Origin of the sequence: Micromonospora sp. NPDC126480 (assembly GCF_040302465.1) — a bacterium.
Taxonomy (GTDB): Bacteria; Actinomycetota; Actinomycetes; order Mycobacteriales; family Micromonosporaceae; genus Micromonospora.
This window is the reverse complement of record NZ_JBEORU010000040.1, coordinates 35,902-55,577: the sequence shown is the minus strand read 5'-3', so window position 1 is coordinate 55,577 and position 19,676 is coordinate 35,902. Positions and strand designations below refer to the sequence as shown.

The 19,676-nt window shown below is 72.4% G+C and carries 16 protein-coding genes and 2 tRNA genes; 3 read left to right on the top strand and 15 right to left on the bottom strand.

Annotated features, from left to right (window positions below; all coding sequences use genetic code 11):
- Positions 1-360 (top strand): YaaC family protein (locus ABTW87_RS27640; protein WP_350654062.1); only part of this gene is annotated, 360 nt, incomplete at its 5' end.
- Positions 361-825: 465 nt separating this feature from the next.
- Complete coding sequence (locus tag ABTW87_RS27635) at positions 826-1,575, top strand: tyrosine-type recombinase/integrase (protein ID WP_350654061.1); 750 nt, start codon at positions 826-828, stop codon at positions 1,573-1,575.
- A gap of 14 nt (positions 1,576-1,589) precedes the next feature.
- Here the strand turns inward: ABTW87_RS27635 and ABTW87_RS27630 are convergent.
- From ABTW87_RS27630 to ABTW87_RS27620, 3 genes are all read right to left on the bottom strand, one after another.
- A tRNA-Ile gene (locus ABTW87_RS27630) sits at positions 1,590-1,666 on the bottom strand.
- 142 nt (positions 1,667-1,808) lie between these two features.
- The gene (locus tag ABTW87_RS27625) at positions 1,809-3,050 is read right to left on the bottom strand and encodes an NAD(P)/FAD-dependent oxidoreductase (protein ID WP_350654060.1); all 1,242 of its coding nucleotides are present in this window, start codon (positions 3,048-3,050) and stop codon (positions 1,809-1,811) included.
- A gap of 180 nt (positions 3,051-3,230) precedes the next feature.
- Positions 3,231-3,303 (bottom strand) — tRNA-Asn (locus tag ABTW87_RS27620).
- 270 nt (positions 3,304-3,573) lie between these two features.
- Here ABTW87_RS27620 and ABTW87_RS27615 point away from each other — a divergent pair.
- Complete coding sequence (locus ABTW87_RS27615; RefSeq protein WP_350654058.1) at positions 3,574-3,978, top strand: hypothetical protein; 405 nt, start codon at positions 3,574-3,576, stop codon at positions 3,976-3,978.
- 66 nt (positions 3,979-4,044) lie between these two features.
- Here the strand turns inward: ABTW87_RS27615 and ABTW87_RS27610 are convergent, their stop codons facing one another.
- From ABTW87_RS27610 to ABTW87_RS27555, 12 genes are all read right to left on the bottom strand, one after another.
- Positions 4,045-5,052, bottom strand: coding sequence for a sugar phosphate isomerase/epimerase family protein (locus tag ABTW87_RS27610; protein WP_350654057.1), 1,008 nt, complete (start codon positions 5,050-5,052; stop codon positions 4,045-4,047).
- 241 nt (positions 5,053-5,293) lie between these two features.
- The gene (locus ABTW87_RS27605) at positions 5,294-6,115 is read right to left on the bottom strand and encodes an ABC transporter permease subunit (RefSeq protein ID WP_350654056.1); all 822 of its coding nucleotides are present in this window, start codon (positions 6,113-6,115) and stop codon (positions 5,294-5,296) included.
- Positions 6,112-7,044 (bottom strand): ABC transporter ATP-binding protein, encoded by a 933-nt coding sequence (locus ABTW87_RS27600; protein WP_350654055.1) that lies wholly within the window; start codon positions 7,042-7,044, stop codon positions 6,112-6,114. Before ABTW87_RS27600 ends, ABTW87_RS27605 begins: the two co-directional genes overlap by 4 nt.
- A gap of 122 nt (positions 7,045-7,166) precedes the next feature.
- Positions 7,167-7,847: a response regulator transcription factor gene (locus ABTW87_RS27595; RefSeq protein WP_350654054.1), complete on the bottom strand. Its 681-nt coding sequence runs from the start codon at positions 7,845-7,847 to the stop codon at positions 7,167-7,169.
- Positions 7,844-9,079 carry a sensor histidine kinase gene (locus ABTW87_RS27590; RefSeq protein WP_350654053.1) on the bottom strand — a complete coding sequence of 412 codons (1,236 nt, stop codon included), beginning with the start codon at positions 9,077-9,079 and terminating at the stop codon, positions 7,844-7,846. The genes ABTW87_RS27595 and ABTW87_RS27590 overlap by 4 nt, the downstream gene beginning before the upstream one ends.
- Positions 9,080-9,199: 120 nt before the next feature.
- Positions 9,200-11,314: a ThuA domain-containing protein gene (locus ABTW87_RS27585; protein WP_350654052.1), complete on the bottom strand. Its 2,115-nt coding sequence runs from the start codon at positions 11,312-11,314 to the stop codon at positions 9,200-9,202.
- 76 nt (positions 11,315-11,390) lie between these two features.
- Entirely contained in the window at positions 11,391-14,246 is a 2,856-nt protein-coding gene (locus ABTW87_RS27580) for a PQQ-dependent sugar dehydrogenase (protein WP_350654051.1), read from the bottom strand.
- Positions 14,247-14,478: 232 nt separating this feature from the next.
- Positions 14,479-15,546, bottom strand: a complete 1,068-nt coding sequence (locus ABTW87_RS27575) for a polyprenyl synthetase family protein (protein ID WP_350654049.1) — start codon at positions 15,544-15,546, stop codon at positions 14,479-14,481.
- Entirely contained in the window at positions 15,543-17,003 is a 1,461-nt protein-coding gene (locus ABTW87_RS27570; RefSeq protein WP_350654048.1) for an alkaline phosphatase family protein, read from the bottom strand. Before ABTW87_RS27570 ends, ABTW87_RS27575 begins: the two co-directional genes overlap by 4 nt.
- On the bottom strand, positions 17,000-18,211 hold the full coding sequence (eboE, locus tag ABTW87_RS27565; protein WP_350654046.1) for a metabolite traffic protein EboE: 1,212 nt from the start codon (positions 18,209-18,211) through the stop codon (positions 17,000-17,002). Before eboE ends, ABTW87_RS27570 begins: the two co-directional genes overlap by 4 nt.
- Positions 18,211-19,062 carry a TatD family hydrolase gene (locus ABTW87_RS27560; RefSeq protein WP_350654045.1) on the bottom strand — a complete coding sequence of 284 codons (852 nt, stop codon included), beginning with the start codon at positions 19,060-19,062 and terminating at the stop codon, positions 18,211-18,213. The genes eboE and ABTW87_RS27560 overlap by 1 nt, the downstream gene beginning before the upstream one ends.
- Positions 19,062-19,667, bottom strand: a complete 606-nt coding sequence (locus tag ABTW87_RS27555; RefSeq protein ID WP_350654044.1) for an EboA domain-containing protein — start codon at positions 19,665-19,667, stop codon at positions 19,062-19,064. The genes ABTW87_RS27560 and ABTW87_RS27555 overlap by 1 nt, the downstream gene beginning before the upstream one ends.
- Between the last annotated feature and the right edge of the window lie 9 nt (positions 19,668-19,676).

Below are 19,676 nucleotides of genomic sequence, written 5' to 3'. Positions count from 1 at the left end.
CCGCCGCCACCAACAAAGAATGAAGATCAACTGATGGCCAGGGGGGTCAGAATTCAACCGGCGCAAGGGGGTCAGTTTTCGACCGGCGTTGACACAACGGTGATGACCAGGTATGGCGACTCCGAGTTGCTAGCACCAGCGATGCCGAGCTGTGGTCGACCGATGCATCCCCTCATGACTTGGTGGGGAGTGCTCTACATCCTGTCAATGCTCGCGCGCTACCAACCTGCTGCTTGGACTGAACACATCGATGTAAACAGCAGTCGCTACGCTGTGGCTCTTGAGTCTCTGCTCAACGATGCGCTCGTTGCCGTACCGCGGATCATCCATCAAACGATCGATGAAGTTGCACAACACTGACGAGAGGTAAAGCCGCAGAGACTCAGCCCTTGCCGTAGCTAAAAATTCGGGCCGCACAACAGCAGGTGATTCCGACGCGCGGCGTCAGTCGGGCTCGTGGTCCCGGTATCGATCGTGACGCTGGCGTTTGGCAACGGTGGCGTCTCGTCCCATGCCTGCAGTCGGGCGTCGATGTCACCTGTGCCTCGTGCGGCGATGCGATGCGCTGCAATTTTCGGCCGCAATGAACGTAGACGGTAAGCCAGTGGGCCTGCGGTACGGAGGACTTGACCGCCTGGACGGCTTCGACCTGGCCGAGGTGCAGCACGGGCACGTGGTCGCTGAGGTTCGCCTCAAGCGTGGGCAGGTGCTGCCGGTGTGGGAACGCGCCCGCTTTCGGCAGTCACGCACGCCGACGTCGGGGAGTGGGTGCGCCCGATGTCTCAGGCCGGGCTTGCGCCGTCCACGGTTCGGCAGGCGCATCGGGTGTTCTCGCTGCTGCTGGCGCTGGCCGTTCGGAATGGCCAGCTGACCCGCAACGTGGCGGCGGGAGTGCGGCTGCCACGGGTGGGGCGAGCGGAGAAGGTGTTCCTGACTCACGCCCAGGTCGCCGAGCTCGCCGCAGCGGCGGAGCCGCACGGGCTGATCGTGCGGGTGCTGGCCTACACGGGGCTGCGGTGGGGTGAGCTGGCCGCGCTGCGGGTGCGTCGGGTGGACCTGGTGAAGCGCCGGCTGCTCGTGGCGGAGTCGGTGACGGAGGTCAACGGTCGGGCGGTGTTCGGTACGCCGAAGACGCACCAGCGCCGGTCGGTGCCGCTCCCCCGGTTCCTGGTCGAGCCGATGGCCGCACAGATCACCGGCCGTTCCGGTGACGATCTGGTGTTCACCTCCCCCGGCGGCGACGTGCTACGCAACAACAACTTCCGGCGTCGGGTCTTCGACCGGGCTGCGGAGTCGATCGGGCTCGCCGGCTTGACGCCGCACGAGCTGCGGCACACGGCGGCCAGTCTCGCGGTGGCCGAGGGCGCCAACGTGAAGGCGGTGCAGCGGATGCTCGGGCACGCCTCGGCGGCGATGACGTTGGACGTGTACGCGGACCTGTTCGAGGACGACCTGGACCAGGTGGCGGACCGCCTCGACCGGGCGGCGGGCCGTGCTGCTGCGGACTCAGTGCGGACTGAGGGCGTCGGTCCGGATCTTGACGCGGTTCGTTCGGGTCGTCGGCAGCATGGCTGACCAGGGAAAACGGCTGGTGGGGCGGGCGGGACTCGAACCCGCGACCGAGGGATTATGAGTCCCCTGCTCTAACCGGCTGAGCTACCGCCCCGGCACCGCGCCGGATCGTAACCCGCCCGGTTGATCAGCGGCCAGCACGAACCGACTCCCCTCGGTCACGGCGTCAGGCGCAGTAGCACGATGGGCAACGCGAGGATAACAGCGCGCAGCCGCGGGCCCGGGACCCGGAGGCGTCAGGCCGGTGGGCGCAGGTGCGCCAGGACAGCGCCGGCCGTACGCCAGCCGCTCGCCAGCGCGCCCTGGATCGACGGGCTGTCCCGGTGGTCACCGGCCACGAACAGGCCGTCACCGAGCACGACCGGCTTGCGCAGCCGCCCCTGTGGCGGAGGGGCGGCGGGCAGTGCGGCCGGGACCGACACCGTGGTGAGGTGGGTCCAGTCGGCTGTGGACCTTCCGTAGAGGCGGGCCAGCTCGTCGCGGATGACCGGCTCCGGCGGGGCGGCGGGGCCGACCGCCGAGGTGGCGACGAGGTGGCGGCCCTCCGGGGCGTACGTCGGTGCGGCCCGGCTGATGACCACGGTGTTGGCGATCAGTTCCCGCCGGTCGCCGTCGACGAGCAGGATCGGCTCGTCCAGGGGCGGGGTGTCGGTGGCGTGGTACCAGGTCGTGTAGCTGTGCATGCGTACCCGCGACAGCATCGGCAGCAGTGTGGCCGCCGCCGGCGGATCGACGGCGACCACGACGGCGCGGGCCGCGATGTCACCGGCCTGGGTGCGGACCCGGCCCGGCGCTACCTCGGCGACCGGGGTGTCCAGGTCGATCAGGTCGGTGGGCAGCGGGGCGGCGATCGCGCGCGGCAGCGCGGCCATCCCCTCGGCCGGCAGGCCGATGCGCCCCCGGGCGAAGGAGCGCAGCACCATCGCGAGGACCCGGCTGGAGGTGTCCAGCTGCCGTTCGATGAACACGCCGGAGAGGAACGGCCGCAGGAGCTCCTCGATGATCGCGTCGGAGAGGCCGGCCCGGCGCAGTGCGGCCTGGGTGGTGGTCTCCGGCGCGTCCAGCAGCCGCCGGGCGGGCAGGGTGGCGCAGCCGGCGGCGAGCGCGGCGAACCGCAGCCGGTCCGGCAGGGACCCGACGCCGGCCAGCACGGTCTCCGGCGTGCCGGTCGGTTGGCGCAACGGGTTGACCAGCCGGTGCAGCGTTCCACCGCGCCGGACCAGCACACCGGGCGTGAAGTGGCCGAGGCCGAGCCGGTCGACGTCGAGCAGGGTGCCGAGCCGTGGGTAGGCGGTGTTGAGGACCTGGAAGCCGCGGTCGATCAGGAACCCGTCGACGGCGTCGGTGGCGACGCGTCCGCCCAGGCGGTCGCTTGCCTCCAGCAGTCGCCACGGCACGCCGGCACGGTGCAGCCGCCGGGCCGCCGCCAGCCCGGCCAGCCCTCCGCCGATGACTACTACGTCGGTCTCTGCCAGCACACACACCTGCCTTCTCGCCCACCATTCCCCACCTCCGTCGATCTTGCACTTTCGGCCCCGACGAAGGGTGCAAACTGCACATCTCAGGGGCACAAGTGCAAGATCGACGAGGCGTGGACGGGGCGGGAATGGCGAAACGCCCGTCGGGCCAGCCGACGGGCGTCTGTTCGGGAGGAGGAGCTCCCCCGTTTGGACTCGAACCAAAAACCTGCCGGTTAACAGCCGGCTGCTCTGCCAATTGAGCTACGGGGGATCGCGCCGTCGCGCGGCTTCCGGATCTCCGGTGCCGTGCGACGGGACAAGAGTACAGGACTCCCGGGGGTGTTGGTCCAGGGGGTTACCCTGACGCCCTACCGCTCGATGCCAGGGATATTCCGGACAAATCGTCGTCGGGGCACAAGGAGGTATGAGCGGAGAGCAGGATGGGTAGTTAGCTGCCGACGACAGGACGCAGGCGCGAATCGGTCTGTCCCGACGGGGTATGTGACGGGACGACGGCGCGTCAGGTACGGAAGGAGCCGCCATGCGCGGAAAGATCATGTTTCTTGGCGGGCTGGCTGCGGGATTCGTCCTGGGCGCCCGTGCCGGCCGGGAGAAGTACGAGGAGCTGGTGATGCAGGGCCGCAAGGTCCTGGACCACCCGACCGTCCAGGAGGCGGCGGGCGTCGCGCAGGCACAGGCGACCCGGCTCTACAGCGAGGGCAAGGACAAGCTCGGCCAGTCGAAGCTGGGCGAGAAGCTGGGCGGCAACGGCCACAAGCAGGAGCTGACCGCTGCCGACGACGCGTTCGCCGGCACGCCGGCCACTGTGGGCGCGAAGTCCGGCTCGGCCTCCACGTCGACGGGCTCGACCTCCGGGTCGACGTCGACCAGCAGCACGTCCCGCACCAAGCCGTCGAGCTCGGGTAGCAGCGGCAGCACCCTGTAACCCCGTACGACTTGGCGGGCCGGTCGTCCTCGGACGACCGGCCCGCTGGCGCGTGCGCCGAGCCGGTCAGTCCTTGCTGGCGAAGGCGGCGTCGAAGGCGGCCGACGGGGCGTCGAAGGCGAGCCGGCGGACGAACTGCAGCGCCTCCGGCGCGCCGACGAGCCGGTCCATGCCGGCGTCCTCCCACTCGATCGAGATCGGCCCGGCATAGCCGATCGCGTTCAACGCGCGGAAGCAGTCCTCCCACGGCACGTCGCCGTGCCCGGTCGAGACGAAGTCCCAGCCGCGGCGCAGGTCCGCCCACGGCAGGTGCGAGGAGAGCCGGCCCCGGCGGCCGTCGCCGGTGCGTACCTTCGCGTCCTTGCAGTCGACGTGGTAGATCCGGTCGGCGAAGTCGAAGATGAAGTTCACCGGGTCCAGTTCCTGCCACACGAAGTGCGACGGATCCCAGTTCAGCCCGAACGCCGGCCGGTGACCGATCGCCTCCAGCGTGCGCTTCGTCGTCCAGTAGTCGTACGCGATCTCGCTCGGGTGCACCTCGTGCGCGAAACGCACCCCCACCTCGTCGAAGACGTCGAGAATCGGGTTCCACCGGTCGGCGAAGTCCTGGTAGCCGCGCTCGATCATCGCCGGCGGCACCGGCGGGAACATCGCGAGGGTGTGCCAGATCGACGAACCGGTGAAGCCGACGACGGTCTTCACACCCAGCTTCGCCGCCGCGCGCGCGGTGTCCTTCATCTCCTGCGCGGCCCGCTGGCGTACGCCCTCCGGCTCGCCGTCGCCCCAGATCCGCGCCGGCAGGATGCCCTGGTGCCGCTCGTCGATGGGGTGGTCGCAGACCGCCTGGCCGACGAGGTGGTTGGAGATCGCGAAGACCTGGAGGTTGTGCTTGGCGAGGGTTTCCCGCTTGCGGTCGACGTACGAATCGTCGGCGAGTGCCTTGTCGACCTCGAAGTGGTCGCCCCAGCAGGCGATCTCCAGGCCGTCGTAGCCCCACTCGGAGGCGAGCCGGCAGACCTCGTCGAACGGCAGATCGGCCCACTGGCCGGTGAAGAGCGTGATGGGTCGCGCCATGGTCCTTCTCCCCTGTCGTGTTGGGGATTCCGTGCGTGCGTGACCGGGGCGAGGGACGACCGGATGCGGGCGACCCGAAAGTGTCCGGTGGGCGCGGTCGCACCTGGGGCCGACGGGTTGCGCCTCCCGTCGGCTCACCGGCCACCTCGCGGTCGCCGCCCTCACTCTAGGCGGGATGCGCGCTGTTAAAAAGGGGCCCCTTTACTACCGCACGCGTTAACAAGGGGCCCCTCCTTACACCTCAGGCGTCGCGGCGGCGCAACAGCACCAGCGCGGCCCCGACCCCGACGACGATCCAGCCGACGAAGACGGCGGCGCCGGCACCCGGCGAGAGCAGGTCCGGGTTCTCGGCGATCGACACGAACGCCTGGCCGGCGTTGGACGGCAGGTACGGCGAGACCGCGCCGGACGCGCTCTCCGGCAGCAGCGAGACCACCCCCGGGACAACCAGCAGCAGCGCCACCAGGCTGGTCAGCGCACCGGCGACACTGCGCAGCAACGCGCTCAGGGCGACCCCGAGGACACCCACCCCGGCCAGGTACCCGGCGGTGCCCAGCACCGCGCGCAGCACGCCGTCGTCACCGAGCGCAATGCCCTGGTCGCCGAGGATCCCCTGGCCGCCGAGGAAGGTCAGCACGACCGTCGGCACCAGCACCGCCGCAGCGACACCGGCCAGCACGGCCGCCTTGGCGGCGAGCACCGGCCAGCGCCGTGGCACGGCCGCCAGCGAGGACCGGATCATCCCGGTGCCGTACTCGCCGGCCGCCAGCAGCACGCCGAGCGTGCCGATGAGCAGTTGCGCGAGGTTCACCCCGCCGAGGCTCGCGCCGAGCGGGTCGAGCGAGGACGGGCCGCCGGGTGGCGTCGGCTGGCCCGGTTCCGGCGGGTTGTCGGCCAGGAAGGTCGAGAAGCCGAGCCCGAGGGCGGCGAACACGACCAGGGTGGCGGCCAGGAGGATCACCGACGACCGCAGGGAACGGAACTTGATCCACTCGGCGCGGACGACCCGCCACCAGGTGACGCGGGCGTCGGCAGGCACGGCGGTCCGGGTCAGGGTGCTCATCGTGGGCTCCTCTCGGTGGGTGCGGGGGCGTCGCCGTGGTACTCGACGGCGTCCCGGGTCAACGTCATGAAGGCCTCCTCGAGCGAGGCCTCGGTGGCGGACAGTTCGTGCAAAGTGAGGCCGGCGGCAGCGGCCCGGTCGCCGATCTCCGCCAGGGCGAGCCCGGTCACCTCCAGCAGGCCCGGCTCGCCGCCGCTGACCGTGACGTCCGCACCGGCGAGCAGGTCGCGCAGCGCGGTGGCCTGCGGCGAGCGGACCCGTACGGTGGGCCGGGAAGCCCGCCGGGTGAACTCGGCCAGCGGCACGTCGGCGATGAGCCGCCCCCGGCCGACCACGATCAGGTGCTCGGCGGTCTGTGCCATCTCGCTCATCAGGTGCGACGAGACGAAGACCGTCCGGCCCTCGGCGGCCAGGCCCCGCAGCAGGTCGCGGATCCAGCGGATGCCGTCCGGGTCGAGTCCGTTGACCGGTTCGTCGAGCAGCACCACGGCCGGGTCGCCGAGCAGCGCGGCGGCGATGCCGAGTCGCTGGCCCATACCGAGCGAGAAGCCGCCGGCCCGCTTGCCCGCCACCTCGTGCAGCCCCACCAGGTCGATCACCTCGTCGACCCGCCGCCGGCCGATCCCGTGGGTGGCGGCCAGGGCGAGCAGGTGGTTGCGGGCGGACCGCCCGGGATGCACGGCGCGGGCCTCCAGCAGCGCGCCGATCGCGCGCAGCGGTGCGGTGTGCTCGGCGTACCGGCGGCCGCCGACCGTCGCCGCCCCGGAGGTGGGCGCGTCCAGGCCGAGGATCATCCGCATGGTGGTGGACTTGCCGGCGCCGTTGGGCCCGAGGAAGCCGGTGACGACACCGGGCCGCACCGAGAAGTTGAGATCGTCGACGGCGAGCTTCTCGCCGTACCGCTTGGTCAGGTTGGTCACCTCGATCATGTGACCAACGGTCGCCCGTGTACGCGGTCGGTCGCATCTGCCACCTGCGGACACCTGCGCGTACCGCGGACGCGGTACGCGGGCGGGGTACGTACCGCGACCGACGCAACCGCCCGGGCGGTTCAGCGCGCCGGCGGGTCCGTGACCCGGACCAACCCGCTCTGGTACGCGACCGCGACCAGTTGCGCCCGGTCCCGCGTGCCGAGCTTCATCATCGCCCGGTTGACGTGGGTCTTCGCCGTCAGCGGGGAGACCACCAGCCGCTCGGCGATCTGCTCGTTGGACAGGCCGGTGGCGACCAGCGCCACCACCTCGCGTTCCCGATCGGTGAGAGCCCGCAGCCGCTCGGGGCTGGCCTGGGGGTTCGGCTCCGGCTGGGCCAGGAACCGGGCGATCAGACCGCGGGTGGCCTTCGGCGACAGCAGTGCCTCGCCCGCGGCCACGGTACGGATCGCGTCGAGGAGCTCGGACGGCTCGACCCCCTTGCCGAGGAAACCGCTGGCACCCGCCCGCAACGCCCGGAAGACGTGTTCGTCGATCTCGAAGGTGGTCAGGATCAGCACCTTGACGCCGGCCAGGTCCTCGTCGGCGGTGATCTGCTCGGTGGCGGCGAGGCCGTCCAGACCGGGCATCCGGATGTCCATCAGCACCACGTCCGCCCGGGTGGCGCGGGCCAGGTCGACCGCCTCCCGGCCGGTGGCCGCCTCCCCCACGACCGTCAGGTCCGGCGCCGAGTCGATCAGCACCCGGAATCCGGCGCGGATCAGCGCTTGGTCGTCGGCGAGCAGCACGCGGATCGTCACCCCGGCACCTCCTCGGGAGCGGGCAGGGCCGCCCGGACCAGGAAACCACCGTCCGGGCGGGGACCGGCGGAGAACGAGCCGCCGACCGCCTCGGCCCGCTCCCGCATCCCCAGCAGGCCCAGCCCCCCGCCACCCGGCCCGGTGGGCGCCACGCCTGCGCCGTCGTCGCTCACCTCCACCGTGACGCCGTCCGCGTCGTACCGCAGGCGCACCGCCACCGCCGCCCGGGGCGCGTGCTTGTGGGCGTTGGTGAGCGACTCCTGGATGATCCGGTACGCGGCCACGTCCACCGCCGCGGGCAGCGGGCGAGGCTGCCCGGTCAGGCTCCACCGCACCGGCTGCCCGGTGGCGAAGCCCTCGACCAGCGCCTCGAGGCGGTTGAGACTCGGTGCGGGCTCGATGGAGCTGTCGGTCTCCTCGTCCCGGCGCAGCACGCCGAGCAGGGTGGACAGCTCGTCGAGCACGCTACGGCTCGCGCTTCGAACGTGGCCGAGCGCCTCCTCCGCCGCGTCCGGCCGGTCCCGCAGGACGTGCCCGGCGACTCCGGCCTGCACGTTGATCAGCGCGATGTGGTGGGCGACGACGTCGTGCAGCTCGCGGGCGATGCGCAGCCGCTCCTCGGCGACCCGGCGGCGGGCCTCCTCCTCACGGGTCTGCTCGGCCCGCCGGGCCCGCTCCTCCAGCACGGCCACGTACGCCCGCCGGCTGCGTACCGCGTCGCCGGCCGCGACGGCCACGCCGAACCACAGCAGCAGCACCACCACGGCCGGGTCGGCCCAGGACACGCCGAGGGTGGCCACCGCCGCCGCCCCGAGGGTGAGGGCGCTGCCCGTGCCCGCGGCGGCGGCGGTCCGCCGGTCGGTCCGGGTGGCGACGGTGTACGCGGCCAGGGCGACCGTGAGCACGAACGGCCCGCGCGCCTGCTCCACCAGCAGCGACGCGGCAGCGGCCACGGTGGTCAGCGCCAGCACGGGCAGCGGGTACCGTCGCCGCAGCACCAGCGCGGCGCAGCCGACCAGCGCGAGGAGCACCGCGCCGGGAGTGAGCGGGTCCCGGGGCGGGCCGCCCGGCGGGTCGACCGGCAACAGGCTCACCACGAACAGCAGTGCGGCCAGCAGCGCGTCCACCGTCGTCGGGTGCGCCCGCGCGGCCCGGCGCCAGTCGGTGCGGCTCCGTGCCGACGCCGGGGGCCCGGCGGGGTCCGGGCGGCGCTGCGTCCGTGGCGTCGACACAGGCTCAAGGTACGCGCCGGGCCGCGGGCGGACGGCTGGTACCCGCCGCGCCGACGACGCGGTGTTAGGAGGGGCCCCTTGTACAACACCAGGCGTTAACAAGGGGCCCCTCCTTTCAACTCAAGGCAGGGTCCACTTCTGGTTGGCGCCGGTGTGGCAAGTCCAGAGGTGCACCGCCGTGCCGTCCGCGGAGTTGTTTCCCGAGACGTCCAGGCACTTGCCCGACTGTGGGTTGCGCAGCGTGCCGTTCGTCTGGGCCGACCAGTTCTGGGCACCCGTGCCGTTGCACGTCCACAACTGGATCTTCGTGCCGTCCGCCGAGGCGCCACCGGAGACGTCCAGGCACTTGCCCAGCGCCTTGATCGTCGAGTTCGGCGTCACCGTCCACGTCTGGGCCGCGCTGCCGTTACAGGTGTAGATCTGGATCTGCGTGCCGTCGGCGGTGGCGCCGTTGCGCACGTCCAGGCACTTGCCGGCCAGGCCCTTGATCGGGCCGGTGCCCGGCGTGCCGGTGCTCCCCTTCACCAGGGTGAAGTCGTCCACGTCGAACAGTCCGGTGCCCGAGCCGGTGAAGGTCAGGTACAGGTTCTGCGTGCCGGACGGGACGTTCGACAGGTTCGTCGTGACGTCGGCGTACGTCGTCCAGCTGCCGGTGTTCGGCACCGCCACCGAGCCGAGCACGGTGCCTGTCGTCGAGCCGGTCCGTACCTGGATGGTGCCGCCCGGCCCGCCGGAGACCACCCGGGCCTTGAAGGACGTGACGCCGGTCAGGTCGACCCCGTTGTACGCGGCCCAGTCGCCCGGGTCGATGTAGCCCAGGGTCTGGCCGCCGTTCGCGCCGGCCTTGGTGAACGGCGTGACCCCGCTCGCCGAGCTGTACGCCTCGGCCTGGATCGTGGTGTTGCCGGTCGGCGGCGGGGTGGAGCCCAGTTCCTTGATCCGCACGTTGCGGAACGAGGCGTCGTCGCCCGTACCGTGGTTCTGCAGCCCGATGTGGCCGGCGAGCGACCGGACCGGGTTCGTGTTGGTGAAGTCGTTGATCTTCACGCCGTTCAGGAAGACCTGCAGGCGCTCCCCCTCCACCAGCAGTTCGTACGTGTTCCACTCCCCCGGCGGGTTCAGCGCCGCGTCCCGGGCGGCGATGTCGGCGGACTTGAACGTGTAGACCGCGCCGGTGGTGCGGTCCGCGGCGTCGGTCGCGTCGATCTGGATCTCGTAGCCGTTGTCGACCGCCGACCACGGGTCGCTCGACGGCGGGAAGCCGATGAAGACGCCCGAGTTGTCGTCGCCGGCCAGCCGCCAGTCCAGCTTCAGCGAGTAGTTCGTGAACTGCTTCGCGCTGTACCAGTACAGGCCCATCCCGCCGACCGAGGTCAGGGTGGCGTCGGCGTTGGTGAAGCTGCCCGGCCCGGCCTGGGACCACCCGGTGGTGGAACCGTTGTAGAGGGTGGTGTAGCCGGTCTCCGGGCGGCAGTCGGCCTTGGTGCGGCCGGCCGCGTACCGGATGCCGCCGAGCAGGTGGGCACGGAAGTTCGGCTCGGCGTACGACGACTGGGTGTGCCCGCCGCCGGTGTAGAAGGCCCGGCCGCCGTTGTACGTCTTGCACCAGGAGTGCGGGTGGTCGGCGCCCATCGAGCCGCCCGAGTACGACGACTCGTCGAGGGTGGCCAGCACGCGCGCCGTGGAGCGGGCGTTGGTCTGGTAGTTGTACCACTCGTCGGTGCGGGTCCAGGTCTGCGGCAGGTGGGCCGTCGCCGCGTGGGCCCGGTTCTCCGCCTTGACGTTCGCCTGCTGGATGGCCGGGTGCGAGGCGAAGTACGCCCCGACCAGGTTGCCGTAGAACGACCAGCCGTACTCGGTGTCGGCCGCCGCGTGGACGCCCACGAAGCCGCCGCCGGAGCCGATGTACGACTCGAACGCGGTCTGCTGGCTGGCGTTGAGCACGTCACCGGTGGTGTTCAGGAAGACCACCGCCTCGTACTGGGCGAGGTTGCCGGTGGTGAAGGCACCCGCGTCCTCGGTGGCGGTGACGGTGAAGTTGTTCGCCGCGCCGAGGTCACGGATGGCCTGGGTGCCGGCGGCGATGGAGTCGTGCCGGAAGCCGGCGGTCTTGGAGAAGACCAGCACGTCGTACGCGGCGTCGGCGGCGCTCACCGGCGCGGCCGGCGTGGTGCAGGCGAGGACGGCGAGGACGGCGGTGGCCACGCCGAGGACGGGTCGGAGGAGTCTGCGCATGTCGCTCTCCCAACGGGGTGTTAGGAGGGGCCCCTTGTACAACACTAGGCGTTAACAAGGGGCCCTTCCTTTCAACTCAGGGCAGGGTCCACTTCTGGTTGGCGCCGGTGTGACAGGTCCACAGGTGCACCGCCGTGCCGTCGGCGGAGTTGTTGCCCGAGACGTCCAGGCACTTGCCGGACTGCGGGTTGCGCAGGGTGCCGTCGGTCTGGGCCGACCAGTTCTGCGCACCCGTGCCGTTGCACGTCCACAACTGGATCTTCGTACCGTCCGCCGAGGCACCACCGGAGACGTCCAGGCACTTGCCCAACGCCTTCACCGTCGAATTCGGCGTCACCGTCCACGTCTGCGCGGCCGTGCCGTTGCACGTGTAGATCTGGATCTGGGTGCCGTCGGCGGTGGCGGCGTTGCGCACGTCCAGGCACTTGCCGCCCAGGCCGGTGATCGGGCCGGTGCCGGTGCCGCCGCCGGTCGTGAAGGCGAACGAGTCGACGTCGTAGAGCGCGCCCGTGCCGGACCCGGCGAAGGTCAGGTAGAGCGTGGTGGTGCCGGCCGGCGGGTTGCTGACGGTGCCGGTGACGGTGGTGAAGACGTCCCAGGCGCCGGTGACCGGGACGGTGGCGGAGCCGAGCACGGTGCCGGTGGCCGAGCCGGCGCGGACCTGGAGGGTGCCGCCGGAGCCGGCCGACGAGACGCGGGCGCTGAACGAGGTCACGTTGCCGATCCGGTACGGCTCGAACGCGATCCAGTCGCCGTTGTTGATGTTGCCGACGGTCTTGCCGCCCTCGGCCGTCGCCTTGTCGAACGTGGCGATGCCGGACGACGTCTTGTAGTGCTCCGCCTGCCGCTTGCGCGGCTGGAGCGTGTGCTGCTTGTGGGTGGTCAGGCCGCCCGCGTCGGTGTACTCGGCGTCGAAGATGGCGAAGATGTTCGCCGCGTCGTCGTGCTCACCGTCGACCGGGATGGTGATCGAGCCGGAGCATCCGGTCTTCGAGGTGATCTGGTGGCCGTGTTGGTCGTGACCGAGGACGTAAGTCATCTTGACCTTGGTGCAGTCGATCGTGCCGTCCTCCGGGTCGGTCACCGTGATGCTGAACGGCACGGTGTCCCCGTAGCTGAACAGCGACCCGTTGGCCGGGCTGGTGATGGTCACCGTGGGCGCGGTGTTGCCGACGCCGATCTGCACGCTTGCCGTGCCGGTCGCGCCCTGCGGGTCGCGGACGGTCAGGGTGGCGGTGTAGGTGCCGTTGGCGTTGTACGTCTTGGTCGGGTTGGCCGCGGTCGAGGTGGTGCCGTCGCCGAACGCCCACGCGTAGGTGAGCGCCCCGCCCTCCGGGTCCGACGACCCGGCCGAGGAGAAGTTCACGGTCAACGGGGCCGCGCCGGAGGTCTTGTCGGCCGAGGCGACTGCCGTCGGCGCACGGTTGCCGCTGCCGACGTAGTCGTAGCGGTAGAGGGCCGAGTTGGCGTCGCCGTTGAAGTAGCCGGTGCCGTAGTCCAGGACGTACAGCGCGCCGTCAGGCCCGAACGCCATGTCCATGACCTGCTTGCCGTTCCACGGGAACGTGTCGATGGTGCCGACCGAGCCGTCGGTGTTGACGTGGATCGGCTTGATCCAGCCCCGGCCGAACTCGCCGGCGAAGAACTGCCCGTCGAAGCTCTGCGGCCACTTCGTGGTGGAGGTCGACGAGGCGTTGTACCGGTAGACCGGGCCGCCCATCGGCGACTCGGAGCCGCCACCGAACTCGGGCGGGCTGCCGGCGTCGCCCGCGTACCGGATCCAGGCCGCCTTGGCCCCCGGGAGCGTGGTGAGGCCGGTGTTGCGGAACGAGTTGTTGGTCGCGCCGCCGGTGCAGTTGTACTTCGCGCCGGCGGTGCCGGTGGCGAAGTTCCACTCGGCGTACGTCTCGTTCGCGGTGTTGGTACCGGTGCAGTACGGCCAGCCGTAGAAGCCGGGCCCGGTGACCCGGTTGAACTCGACCTGACCGCTCGGGCCTCGGGTGGTGGTGGTGCCGGCGTCCGGCCCGTAGTCGCCGACGTAGACGATGCCGGTGGCCTTGTCGACGCTCATCCGGAACGGGTTGCGGAAGCCCATCGCGTAGATCTCGGGACGGGTCTTCGGGTCCGAGTCGACGAACATGTTGCCGGCCGGGATCGAGTACGTCCCGTTCGCGTTGACCTTGATCCGCAGGATCTTGCCCCGCAGGTCGTTGGTGTTGGCCGAACTGCGCTGTGCGTCGTACGCGGGGTTGCGGTTGGTGCGCTCGTCGATCGGGGCGTACCCGCCGGAGTCGAACGGGTTCGTGTCGTCCCCGGTGGACAGGTAGAGGTTGCCCGCGGCGTCGAAGTCGATGTCGCCGCCGACGTGGCAGCAGATGCCCCGGTCGGCGGGTACGTCCAGGACGTCGACCTTGCTCGACTGGTTGATCGTGAAGTCGGCGTTCAACGTGAACCGGGAGAGCCGGTTGACGCCCTGCCAGGCGGAGAAGTCGCTGCCCGTGGCCGGGGCGTCCCCGGTCGGGGTGGACAGCGGCGGCGCGTAGTACAGGTAGATGTGTCGGTTGGAGGCGAAGCTCGGGTCGACTCCGACGCCCTGCAACCCCTCCTCGTCGTGGGTGTAGACGGCGACGCTGCCGATCACCGCCGTGTTGCCCGCCGCGTCGGTGCGGCGGACCGTGCCGTTGCGGGCGGTGTGCAGGACCGAGCGGTCCGGCAGCACCGCGATGGTCATCGGCTCGCCGACCTCGGCGACCCCCTTGGCGAGGGTTACCTGCTGGAAGTCGGTGCCGACGATGGGGTGGGCCTGGGCCGGGGTCGGGCCGCCGAGCGCGGCCGGGCCGGTGCCCAGGGCGACGGTGCCGGCGGCGGCGACCAGGAGCAGCGCCGCGCCGGCGGAGAACCAGGAGCGTTCGGGGTTGTCCTTGTTGGACATCGCTGTGTCCCTTCCTGACGAGTGACTGCCAGGGCGGGGCGCGCGCCGTCGCGCCGGATGCCGTAGCGGGGGATCGTTCGGTCGATGGGTTCCCGCGCCGCCGGTTCACCTCGACGAAACAAGCGTGTGATGGCCATGACATTAAGCGGCTAACGTCGATGTGTCCATACCTTCTGCCCACCCGACCCAGACTTTCGTCGATTCTGCTGAAAGTCCGCCCCCCGGAACGGGGTCAGCGGTGACGATCGATCGACTGGGTGGCCAGGTCGGAAAGTGCCGAGCGGCTCACCGGGGTGACCGGGGCCCGGGCGAGGGCGGCCAGTGCCGCGTCGGCGCGGACCCGGATCATCTGCTCGATCCGCTCCCGCGCGCCGGTGCTCTCGATGATCTTCCGCAGCTCGGCGGCGCCGTCCGCGTCCAGCGCCGGGTTGCCGAACAGCTCCCGCAGCCGGGCGGCCTGCGCCCGGTCGGCGGCCTCCCGGACCAGCGCCATCATCACCGTGGGCTTGCCCTCCCGCAGGTCGTCCAGGACGGACTTGCCGGTCACCTCGGGGTCGCCGAAGACGCCGAGCACGTCGTCGCGGAGCTGGAAGGCGTCGCCGAGCGGGTCGCCGAACTCGGCCAGCGCGTCGACCAGCTCCGGGGGCGCCCCGGCCAGGGTGGCGCCGATCTGCAGCGGCCGGGTGACCGTGTAGCGGGCGGCCTTCATCCGGATCACGGTGAGCGCGCTGGCGACCGAGCCGTCGCCCACCCCGGACACCAGGTCCAGGTACTCCCCCGCGATCACCTCGGTCCGCATCAGCGCGAAGACGCCGTACCCCCGGTGCACGGCGTCGGCGCCCAGCCCGCACTCGTGGAACATCTGGTCCGACCAGGCGGCGCAGAGGTCACCGCAGAGCAGGGCGGTGTTGCGCCCGTACGCCTCCGGGTCGCCCCGCCACGACGAGCTGGCGTGCAGGTCGGCGAACATGCGGTGCACCGACGGCTCGCCCCGGCGCAGGTCGCTGCCGTCGAGGATGTCGTCGTGGATCAACGCGAACGCGTGGAACAGCTCCAGCGCGGCGGCAGCTGCCACGATCGGCCTGCCGTCCGGCCCGCCGGCGCCCCGCCAGCCCCAGTAGCAGAACAGCGGGCGCAGCCGCTTGCCCCCGGCCAGCACGAAGCGGTGCAGCGCGGTGAAGACACCGCGCGGAGCCCCGTCCGGCCAGTCCGGGTACTGCCGGTCGAGGAACGCGGCCAGCTCGGCGTCGAACCGGGCGCGCAGCCCGGCGGTGTCGGTGGGCGTCACCGTCACGGTCACGGGCCCTCCTCGGACCGCCCGGCGGCACCCGTCCCGGGCGGCGGCGCGGTGCCGGCCGGCCGGCGCGGCCCGGCCAGCCCGGCCAGCTCCAGCAGCAGGCCCTTCACCTCCGTGGCGGCGACCCGGTCCCGGGCCGCCGACGGGTCGGAGCAGAGCAGCACCGGACCGTCGGCGGGATCGGCCGGCAGCCGCCCGTGCGAGCCCCGGACCGCCCGCGCGCCGGCGTCCAGCCCGACCACGCTCATCAGGTACCGCAGCCCGAGTTTCTTCCGGGCCAGGGCGAGCGCGGCCCGCCGCTTCGCCGCACCCGGGGCGGCCGGGTCGAGGAACAGCTCCGCCGGGTCGTAGCCGGGTTTGCGGTGGATGTCGACCAGCCGGGCGAAGTCCGGCGCGCGGGCGTCGTCGAGCCAGTAGTAGTACGTGAACCAGGCGTCCGGCTCGGCGACCAGGACGAGGTCGCCGGCCCGGGGATGGTCCAGCCCGTGTCCGGCCCTGCCGGCCGCGTCGAGCACCTCGGCCACCCCGGGCAGCGCGGCGCACAGCGTCGCCACCGCCGGCACGTCCGCCGGTTCCCGTACGTACACGTGGGCGATCTGGTGGTCGGCGACCGCGAACGCCCGGGACGTCCACGGGTCGAGGTACTCCATCCCGGCCTGCGTGTGCACCCGCAGCAGCCCTTCGGCGCGCAGCAGCCGGTTGACGTCGACCGGGCGGGAGACGTCGGTGATCCCGTACTCGGAGAGCACCACCACGGTCGCGTCGCGCTCCCGGGCGGCGTCCAGCAGCGGCGCGAGCACGCCGTCCAGTTCGGCGGCCGCGGCGGCGGCCCGGGGCGAGGACGCGCCGAAGCGCTGCAGGTCGTAGTCCAGGTGCGGGACGTAGACCAGGGTCAGGTCGGGTGCCTGCTCGGCGAGGATGCGCTGCGCCGCGCGGCAGATCCACCGGGACGACGCGATCCCGGCACCCGGCCCCCAGTAGCTGAACAGCGGGAACGTGCCGAGCGCGGTGGTCAGCGCGGCGTGCAGCTCCGGCGGGTCGGTGTAGCAGTCCGGGTCCTTGCGCCCGTCGGCGTGGTACACCGGGCGCGGGGTGACCGTCCAGTCCACGTCGGCGCCCATCGCGTACCACCAGCACACGTTGGCCACGGTCCAGCCAGGCGCCACCCGACGGGCCGCCTGCCACAGCTTCTCCCCGCCGACGAGCGCGTGGTGCTGCCGCCACAGCAGCACCTCGCCGAGGTCCCGGAAGTACCACCCGTTGCCGACGATCCCGTGCTCCGCCGGCAGCGCACCGGTGAGGAAGGTCGACTGCACCGAGCAGGTCACCGCCGGCAGCACCGTGCCCAGCTCGGCGCGGAAACCGCTGTCGGCGACCGCCCGCAGCCGGGGCATGTGCGCCAGCAGGCGCGGGGTCAGCCCCACCACGTCCAGCACCACGAGCCGCCTGCGCCCGCTCATGCCCGCACCGCCGCGCCGGTCGGGGTCAGGCCGAGCGCGACCAGCTCGGCGCGGGCGAAGGCCAGCTCCGCGGCGATCCCGGCGGCCAGCTCCGCGTCGGTGCGCGGGCGCCGCGCCGCCGGCAGCACCCCCCAGGTGTACGTCTCGACGTCGAGGTGGTCGCAGCCCGCGTCCGGCCCGGCGAACAACGCGGCAAGCGCGGCGCGCAGCACCGGCAGCGTCGAGCCCAGCGGTGGCTCGGGCGGGGCGTGCAGCGGCACGTGGTAGTGCACCCGCCACGGGCCCGGCAGCCCCGCGTCGAGCGCGGCGTCCAGGTCGTCGGCGGCCCAGGCGGGATCCGCCGGGTCCGCCTCGGCCGGGTGCCCGGCGGTGGCCGCCGCGCACGCCGCGCCCCGGGTCTGGTGCAGGAAGCGGGGTTCCACCCAGCGGCGCAGCGCGGCGGCGTCGCCGGCCGGGTCGGCCGCCTCCAGCGCGGCGGACACCTGCACCTTCACGACCGGCAGGCCCGCCGCGCGCAGCCGGCCCAGCGCCGCCGACGGCTCCTCCCAGGCGCAGGCCAGGTGAGCGAGGTCGAGGCAGATCCCGAGCCGCTCGGGGTCCATACCGGACAGTATCCCGGCCGCCTGGCCGGTGGTCTCCACCAGACAGCCGGGTTCGGGCTCGAAGCCGACCCGCACCGGCCGGCCGGTGTCCCGCTCGACGGCGGCGAGCCCGGCCGCGAGCTGGTCGAGCCGGCGTCGGGCGGCGTCGGCCCGGTCGGGGTCCCAGGGCGCCCGCCAGGCCAGTGGCAGCGTGGAGACCGATCCGCGGGCCGCGTCGTCCGGCAGCAGGTCCGCGAGCACCCGGGCCAGGTCGAGGGTGTACGCGAGCCGTGCGGCGCTGGTCCAGTCCGGCCGGTACACCGCGCCCTTGACCACCGGCGCCTGGAACGCCGCGTACGGGAAGCCGTTGAGGGTGACCACCTCGAGACCCCGCGCGGCCAGCTCGGTGCGCAACCGGCGCCGGGCGGCGGGCTCGCCGGCCAGCTCGGCGGCGGCCGGGGCGGCCAGCCACAGGCCCAGCCCGAGCCGGTCGGCGCCGAGCGACTCGCGGACCGGCACCGCGTACGTGTCGAGCTGGGCGAGGATGCCGGCGAGGTCCTCGGCGGGGTGCACGTTCGTGCAGTAGCCGAGGTGGACGGTGGTGCCGCCGGCGTGCCGCAGCCGCATCAGCTGCCGCCGCGCAGGATCGAGTTGCCGGCGAACGTCGGTGCCGGCGCGTCCACGTCGCGCAGGTCCAGCCGCCCGGACTGGCCGTAGAACTCGACCGGGTTGCGCCAGAGCACCCGGTCGACGTCGTCGTCGGTGAACCCGGCCAGCAGCATCGCCTCGCCGGTCGCCCGGGTGAGCAGCGGGTCGGAGCGCCCCCAGTCGGCCGCCGAGTTGACCAGTACCCGCTCGGTCCCGTACGCCTTGAGCAGCTCCACCATCCGGGGCGGGGACATCTTCGTGTCCGGGTAGATGGAGAAGCCGAGCCAGCAGCCGGTGTCCCGGACCAGCTCGACGGTCACCTCGTTGAGGTGGTCGAGTACCACCCGGCCCGGCTCGATGCCGGACTCGGCGACCACCGCGAGGCTGCGCTCGACGCCACGCGCCTTGTCCCGGTGCGGGGTGTGCACCAGCGCCGGCAGGTCGTGCGCCACCGCCAGGGCGAGCTGGGCGGCGAAGGCGTCGTCCTCCTCGGGCGTCATCGAGTCGTACCCGATCTCGCCGACCGCCACCACGCCGTCCTTCTCGAGGTAGCGCGGCAGCACGTCGAGCACCGGCCGGCAGCGCGGGTCGTTGGCCTCCTTGGGGTTGAGCGCCACGGTGGCGTGGTGCCGTACCCCGAACTGCCCGGCCCGGAACGGCTCCCACCCGACGAGGGAGTCGAAGTAGTCGGTGAACGAGCCGACGCCGGTGCGGGGCTGGCCCAGCCAGAACGCCGGCTCCACGACCGCCCGCACGCCCGCGGCGGCCATCCGCTCGTAGTCGTCGGTGGTCCGGGACGTCATGTGGATGTGCGGGTCGAAGATGCGCATCACGCCTCCCTGATCGTGAGCCGGTCGAGCAGTTCGGTGGCGTCGGCGGGCATGGTCCGACCGGCGGCGGCCCGCTCCGCGGCGAGCGCGGCGAGCATGGCCGCCAGCTCCCCGTCGGCGCGGGCGTCGAGGTCGGCCACCACGGCCAGCGGCACGCCGGTGAACACGCACTTGAGCACCGCCTGCCGCCAGGCCGGCGGGTCGAGGTGCCGGGCGTACGGTCCGAGGGCGGCGGCGATCAGCCGGGTGTCGTTGGTGCGGATCGCGTCGTGCAGCAGCGGCACCCCGGCGGCGCCGACCGGCAGCAACGGCAGGGCCTTGAGCACCGCCCGTTTCTCGGCCGCGTCGCCGGTGCGGTAGAGCGCCTCGGCCCGCTCCGCCGCGTGCCCGGCCGGCAGGGTGGCCAGCAGCAGTGCCCGGGCCGCCTCGTCGGCGGTCCAGCCGGGCAGGTCGGGCAGGTCGGCCCGGCCGCAGCGGCGGCCGGCGGCCGGGAAGAACCGCGCGATCGTCGCCGGCTCCTCCACGACGCGGCTCAGCGCCGCCGCCAGCCAGTCCGGATCGGGTACGCCCCCCAGGGCGGCCCGCAGTCGATCGGGTGTCGTCACCGTCTCCTC